This is a genomic window from Halorubrum sp. SD612, from assembly GCF_002135005.1.
In genome coordinates this window covers 1-7,038 of sequence record NZ_NEWI01000134.1, presented here as the reverse complement: position 1 = coordinate 7,038, position 7,038 = coordinate 1, and the positions used below count along the sequence as shown (strand labels likewise).

Annotated in this window: 6 protein-coding genes; 1 reads left to right on the top strand and 5 read right to left on the bottom strand. The window is 73.6% G+C overall.

Annotation, left to right across the window (positions count from 1 at the left end; genetic code table 11):
• From B9G38_RS13150 to B9G38_RS13140, 3 genes are all read right to left on the bottom strand, one after another.
• On the bottom strand, positions 1-1,139 hold a 1,139-nt coding region (locus B9G38_RS13150; RefSeq protein WP_233127210.1), incomplete at its 3' end, for a globin-coupled sensor protein.
• A 112-nt stretch (positions 1,140-1,251) separates the two neighbouring features.
• Complete coding sequence (gene fdhF, locus B9G38_RS13145) at positions 1,252-3,354, bottom strand: formate dehydrogenase subunit alpha (RefSeq protein WP_086220651.1); 2,103 nt, start codon at positions 3,352-3,354, stop codon at positions 1,252-1,254.
• A gap of 154 nt (positions 3,355-3,508) precedes the next feature.
• The gene (locus tag B9G38_RS13140) at positions 3,509-4,435 is read right to left on the bottom strand and encodes a hypothetical protein (protein ID WP_086220652.1); all 927 of its coding nucleotides are present in this window, start codon (positions 4,433-4,435) and stop codon (positions 3,509-3,511) included.
• A 187-nt stretch (positions 4,436-4,622) separates the two neighbouring features.
• On the opposite strand from B9G38_RS13140, the gene B9G38_RS13135 reads away from it, so the two are divergent.
• Entirely contained in the window at positions 4,623-5,318 is a 696-nt protein-coding gene (locus B9G38_RS13135) for a helix-turn-helix domain-containing protein (RefSeq protein ID WP_086220650.1), read from the top strand.
• Between the two features lie 13 nt (positions 5,319-5,331).
• On the opposite strand, the gene trxA is transcribed toward B9G38_RS13135, so the two are convergent.
• A complete protein-coding gene (trxA, locus tag B9G38_RS13130; RefSeq protein ID WP_086220649.1) occupies positions 5,332-5,820 on the bottom strand; it encodes a thioredoxin in 489 nt (162 codons plus the stop codon).
• A gap of 58 nt (positions 5,821-5,878) precedes the next feature.
• Positions 5,879-7,038 (bottom strand): cobyric acid synthase (locus B9G38_RS13125; protein WP_086220648.1); only part of this gene is annotated, 1,160 nt, incomplete at its 5' end.

The following is a 7,038-nucleotide window of genomic DNA, read 5'->3' as shown; positions in this document are numbered from 1 at the left end:
ATCAACGGCATCGCCGACCAGACGAACCTGCTCGCCCTGAACGCCTCGATCGAGGCGTTCAGGGCGAGCAGGTTCGTCTGGTCGGCGATGCCGTTGATCGCGTCGACGAACTCGTCGATCTCCTCGACGCGCTCCTGGAGCGCCTCGACGTCGGCCGCCACCTCGTCGACGGCGTCGCCGATGTCGTCCATGGCCGACGCGGCGTCGGCGGCGGCGTCTCGGCCGTCCTCGGCGAGCGTCTCCGCCCGCCCGCTCGTCCGCTCGACCTCGTCGGCGGTCGACGCCACCTCCTCGACCGTCGCCGAGAGGTTCGCCACCTCGGAGGAGATCTCGGCGACCCGCTCCGACTGGTCCTCGGCCGCGTCGCCGACCTCGGCGGCGCTGTCGGCGACGCCGCCCGCCGACTCCCGGAGGTCGGCGAGCGGTGCTTCGACCTCGGCTTCGACCTCCGCCATCAGCCGCTCGTTCCGTTCGACCGCCTCCGTGAGCTTCTCGCTGTACGACTGGATGTACGTGTCCGTGACGACCTGCGTGTCGAGGTTGACGATCCGGAGGACGGAGAGCAGGTCCTCGATCGCGTCGTCGACCTCTTCCTCGACCGCCGCCGCGGTCGCGTCGTCGACCTCCGCGTCGGCGCCGTCGGGGGCCAGCCGGTCCGTGAGTGAGTCGACGAGGCGGTCGCCGATGAGCGGGAGGATGAGGTCGTAGTACACGCCGTACTGACCGAGGTAGTGTTTCATCGGCATCCCCAGCATGTCGTGGATCTTCCCGATCCGCGCGCGGTCCTCGAAGTACTCCTCGCCGTAGTCGCCCTCCGCGAGCGTGACGAGGTACGCCGACTGGGTCCGCTTGAGCTGTTCGAGCCCCTTCTCCGACCGCCCGATCACGTCGACCGTCTGCTCGTGGTCGGTGAGGTTCTCGTAGAAGTCGTCCGCGATCCGCTCCGCGTTCTCCGCGAACGCGTCCTCGTACCGGCTCAGCCGACGCTCGTCCTCCGCGTCGAAGCCGACGAACTCCTTCCGCCACGCGATCTCGTCGGCGTCGAGCCCGATACCGTCGACCAGTTCGTCGACGTCGAGCCCGTCGTTCAAACCGCCCCGGCCGAAGTCGCCTCGCCCGTACTCTCCCGATGTAGCCATATCGGCGCCTCTCCGCTGCGATCTTATAAACCGTAACTCCCGCGTCTCACGAGTGATACCGGAACCGCGCGCGGGCGGACCCGACGAGCGACCGCGCGGCGTCGACGGCGGTTCAGTCGGCGCCGGCCGCGTCGCCCTCCGCGGCCGCGTCGCCCTCCGCGGCCGGCTCGACCGCGACCGCCGAGTGCTTGAACTCGGGGATCTTCGCCGCCGGGTCGAGCGCGTCGCCGGTGAGGGCGTTCGCGAGCGGCTCCGCGTAGTGGAACGTACAGAACGCGACGCCCTCGCGGACCGCCGGCGTGACGTCGGCCGCGACCTCGACGCTCCCGCGCTCGTTCGAGACGGTCACGCGGTCGCCGTCGTCGATCCCGCGCTCGGCGGCGTCGTCCGGGTGGATCTGGAGGGCGTCCTCCCCGCGCATCGCGCTGAGCCGCTCCGAGCGCCGGCTGAGCGCGCCGCTGTTGAAGTGTTGGAGCACGCGGCCGGTCGTCAGGGTGAGCTCGCCCCCGTCGAGGTCGTCTGCGGGCGGGACCGGGTCGACGACCGCGAGCGGAGCGGTCCGGTCGCCGGTCGCGAACGCCTCGGCGTGGAGCACCTCCGCGCCGCGCCCCGCGTCGGCGTCGAACGGCCACCGCTGGTAGCCGTCGCCGATCCCCTCGTAGCTCATCCCCTCGTATATCGGTGCGACGCGGGTCAGCTCGTCGAAAGCGCCTTCCGGTCCGACGTAGTCGAACGCCTCGGGCCGGTCCGTGAGCCGCCGGCCGAGGCCGGCGAGGATCTCGAAGTCGCGCCGCGCGTTCCCCGGCAGGTCGGCGTTCGGCCGCATCCGCATCACGCGCCGGTCGGTGTTCGTCACGGTGCCGGACTTCTCGGCCCACGCGCTCCCGGGGAGGACCACGTCCGCGTGCGCCGCCGTCCGCGTCTCGAACAGGTCGATCACCACGCAGAAGTCGAGCTCGTCGAACGCCGACGCGACCGCGGTCGCGTTCGGCTCGGTGACCGCCGGGTTCTCGCCGAAGACGACCGCCGCGCGCACCTCGTCGCCGAAGCGATGGGTCGCCTCCACCTCGGTGAGGCCGGGCTCCGCCGGCGGCTCGACCCCCCACTCGTCGGCGACGCGCTCGCGGGCGTCCGGGTCCGTCACCGACTCGTAGCCGGGGAGCACGCCGGGGAGGCCGCCCACGTCGCTCGCCCCTTGGACGTTGTTCTGGCCCCGCAGGGGGTTCACGCCCGTCCCGGGGCGGCCGACGTTGCCGGTCAGCAGCGCGAGGTTGAGCAGGGCGTGGACGTTGTCGGTGCCGCAGCGGTGTTGGCTCGTCCCCATCCCCGTCACGATCGCGGCGCGGTCCGCCTCGCCGTACGCGCGCGCCGCCTCGCGGACCGCCTCCGGCTCGACGCCGGCCGCCTCGGCGTTCGCGGCCACGTCGACGTCGGCGAGGTGCTCGCGCAGCCGGTCGAACCCGGTCGCGCGCTCCGCGAGGAACGCCTCGTCGACGAGGTCCTCCCGGACGAGTACCGCCGCGATCGCGTTCAGCAGCTCGATGTCGGTGCCGGGTCGCAGCGGGAGGTGGACGTCCGCCGCCTCGGTCGTGTCGTTCGCGCGCGGGTCGACGTGGACCAGCGTCGCGCCGTCGCGGACCGCCGGGAGCACGTACGAGCGGAACGCCACGGGGTGCTGCTCGGCCGGGTTCGCCCCGTTGACGAAGATACAGTCCGCCTCGCCGAGGTCGTCTAAGGTGTTCGTCATCGCGCCCGCGCCGAACCGCTCGCTCATCGCGGCGACCGTCGAGGCGTGACAGAGCCGCGCGCAGTTGTCCACGTTGTTCGTCCCGAGGACGCGCGCGAGCTTCTGGAGCACGTAGTTCTCCTCGTTCGTACAGTTCGAGGAGGCGAAGAACTGGACCGCGTCCGGGCCGTGATCGTCGACCACGCGGCCGATACCGCTCGCGACGCGGTCGAGCGCCTCCTCCCACGGCGCCGTGACGAACCGCCCGTCGTGCCTGACCAGCGGCTCGGTCAGGCGGTCGTCGTTGTCGACCACGTCGAACGCGGCCGCGCCCTTCGGACAGATCTCTCTGCGGTCGTTCACCGGCCCCTCGACGCCCGTCGCGCTGCCGCGACCGGCGTACTCGACGCTACAGCCGACGCCGCAGAACGGACAGACGGTCGGGTTCGACTCGAAGCTCCGCTCGGCCGTCTCGGTCGGGTCGGTCATCGGATCGACGCAGGGCTTCCACGACCCTCCAGATGCCACCGGAGCTGCGTGGTGTTTTAAATAGACCCGCCGCGCGCCGGGGTGCGGTTCGACCGCCCCGCGACCGGCGGACGTACCGCCCCGCCGCCGGCCGCGCGCCCGCCGACCGCGCGCGTCACCCCGTCACGGCGCCGCCGCCGACCGGCGCGAGGATGCGGCCGAGCGACAGGCCCCCCGCGGTCACGAGGCAGGCCGCGAACGCGATCGTGCCGAGCTTCCCGCCGAACCCGACGAAGTACGGCGCCGCCCCGACGAAGGCGACGCCGGCGACTCCGCCGGCCAGCAGCATCGCGCCGGGGCCCGGGATCCGCTCCGGCGTCGCCATCCCGGCGAACGACGCGCAGAAGGCGACCGCCGCGACCGCGTCGCCAGCGGCGAACAGCGGCGGGCAGACGACGCCGGCGACGAGGCCGACGACGGCGGAGGCGACGACCGGGCCGCGGCCGAGCCGGACGCTCACGAGGAACGTGACGACGGCGGCGACGGCCGCCGCGGCGACGAGCCCGGCGGCGACGGTCGGCCCCGGGACTGCCCCCGTCCCGGGAGCTAGCCCGCCGACCGCCGCCACCGACAGGCAGCCGACGAACGCGGTGGTCCCGAGCTTCCCGCCGAACCCGTTGAACGCCCGCTTGGCGAGGACGAAGACGACGGCGGCCGCGGCACCCGCGGCGGCCACCGACCCGAGGTCGGCGCCGGCCGCCGGGGTCGCCATCCCGACGAACGAGCCGCAGTACGCGGGGGCGGCGTACGTCTCCGTCAGGAGGTGCGCGCAGAGCCCGACGAGCGCGGACGCCACGACGGCGCCGACGCCCACCCGAACCGAGAGGGCGTACGTGACCGGTGCCGCCGCGGCCACGGCGGTCGCGTTGCCGAGGTCGACTCGCGTGACGCCGAAGCCGTCCGTCCGGAGCGCGTACCGGGCCTCCGTCGCGGCGGTGTATCCGATGCTCGCGGCGGCGACCGCGAGGACGACCGCTCCCAGCAACCGGTCCGGCCCGCCGCCGACCCCGGTCGCCAGCCCGGCGGCCGCCGCGACGCTCATCCCGGCCCCGGCGCCGGCCAGGGCCACCGCTCCGACCGCGTGGATCGCTCGGTTCACGGCCGCGACTCCGGACCGGGAACCGATACCGATCGGCCCTCAGTATTGCGGGTGTTCTCGGTGAGGCCCGAGAGAGCGTCCCCGCCGTCGGGGATCAGGCCTTTGTGTCCGTCGTCCCAACGCCGACTCGATGGGAACCGAAGGGAGGTCGGCCGACGGCGGCGCGGACGCCGCGCCGGACGGCGTCCGGGCGGGCGTCGCGATCCACGGGACGGAGAACTGTCCGGTCGTCGACGCGTCGACCGCCCACGACGGCCCGATTACCGGCGTCAGCTGGACGCACGCGGGCGACACGCACACCGAGGAGTTCCGCGCCCGCGACCCGGACGCGGTCGACGCCATGGAGGGGGTCCCGACGCCCACCTCGGTCGTCGACCTCGGCGACGAGCGGGTGTACCGGTACGACCGCCCGCGCGACGGACGGTGCGCCTGCCGGATCATCGAGGAGCTCGACTGCCCGATCGCGGACGCGCGCGCCGAGGACGGCGTCCTCGTTCTCACGCTTCACCTCCCCGACCTCGACCGCCTCCGCGACGTCGTCTCGGCGCTCGACGGGACGGCGGAGCGCGTCGAGGTCCGCTACCTCGTCCACGGCGCGTCGCGCGGCGACGGGGTGTCGGACCGGACCCTCGTCGACCGCGGGCGGCTCACCGACCGCCAGTGCGAGGTGTTGCGGACCGCCTACCGCATGGGCTACTTCGAGCGCCCCCGCGACGCCAACGCGAGCGCGGTCGCCGACGCGCTCGACATCTCCCCCTCGACGTTCGCCGAACACCTCGCGACGGCACAGCGGAAGCTCCTCGAAGAGACGCTCGCCGAGAACTGACGGCTCCCCCGTCTCAGGCGGCGTGCTCGTCGATCGCGGACTCGAGCGTCGCGCGGTCCTGCGCGCCGACGAACCGGTCGACCGCCTCGCCGCCCGCGTACAGGACGAGCGTCGGGATGCTGCGCGCGCCCAGCTGCTGTGCGACCGCCTGATTGGCGTCCACGTCGACCTTCGCGACCGCGGCGTCGGTCTCGGCCGCGAGCGCCTCGACCGTCGGCTCCATCATCTGACAGGGGCCGCACCAGTCGGCGTAACAGTCCACGAGGACGACGTCGTTTTCGTCGACCGTCCGCTGGAGCTCGTCCAGCCCGTTCACGTGGACCGGCTCGGTCGGAGTCGCCGCCCCGCCGTCGTCGCCGGCGTCGGTCCCGGCGGCCTCGTCGAGCGATTCCCCCTCGTCGAGCCGCGCTTCGAGCTCCCGCCGTTTCCGTTCGCGGATGCGCTCGCGTTCCGTCTTCGCGTCGTCGCCCGTCGGTTCGTTCGCGTCGGCTGCGTCGCTCATGCGACAGTATTGGCTGTTTATGACAATATACCTTCCGCATCCGGATCCGGTCGCCGTCTCACTCCGCCGGCCCGGCGAGACCGCCGAGCCCGGCCGCGGTCAGGTCGACGTGGGCCGCGACGAGGTCGGCCGCGCGCTCGTACGGCGACCGGTCGGCGGCCGCCGCGTCCGGGCGCGTCCGCCCCGCGCCCGCGAACGCCGTCTCGACGAAGGCGTCGCGGACGCTCTCCGACTCGAAGAGCCCGTGGAGGTACGTGCCGAGGACGCGGTCGGTGGCGACGCTCTCGGCGCCCAGCGGCCCGACCGCGAGCGAGGTCTCCCGCCCGTCGTCGTCGTCACCGTCGAGGAGCCGCGTCCGTCCCGCGCGGATCTCGTAGCCGGCCGCGCGCCCCGCGGCGCCCGCGATCGGACCGACGCCGTCGACCGCGCACGTCACGCGCTCGACGCGCTTCTCCGTCGAGAACTCGGTCTCGATGGGGAGGAGTCCGACCCCCGGAACCGCCTCGCGGTCGCCGACGCCCTCGACGTCGGCGCCGAGGAGGCGCTCGCCGAGCAGCTGGTAGCCGCCGCAGACGCCGACGACAGGGCCGCCGAACGCGCGGAGGCGCTCGTCGAAGCCCGCCTCCCGCAGCGCGAGCAGGTCGTCGACGGTGTTCTTCGACCCCGGCAGGACGACCGCGTCGACCCCGTCGAGCGCGGCGTCGAGGGGGAGGTAGGCGACCCGGACGCCGGGCTCGCGCGCCAGCGGTTCGAGGTCGGTGAAGTTGGAGATGCGCGGGAGCCGCGGAACCCCGATCCGAACGCTCGCCTCGTCGGGGACGCCGTCGTCGTCGCCGAGGACGGCTTCCGTCTCGCCTCCGCCGCCTTCCGTCGCCGACGCGTCCGGCAGCGAGAGGCTGTCCTCCGCCGGGAGCCCCGGGTCGTCGTGCGGGACGACGCCGACGACCGGGACGCCGGTGCGCTCCTCGATCTCGGCGATGCCCGGTTCGAGGAGGTCGGGGTCGCCGCGGAACTTCGTGATCACGGCGCCGCACACGCGCTCGCGGAGGTCGTCGGGGAGCAGTTCGAGGGTCCCGTAGAGGCTCGCGAAGGCGCCGCCGCGCTCGATGTCGACCGCGATCAGGACATCCGCGTCCGCGAACCGGGCGCACTCGACGTTCGCGAGGTCGCGGTCGTGGAGGTTGATCTCGGCGACGCTCCCCGCGCCTTCGGCGACGA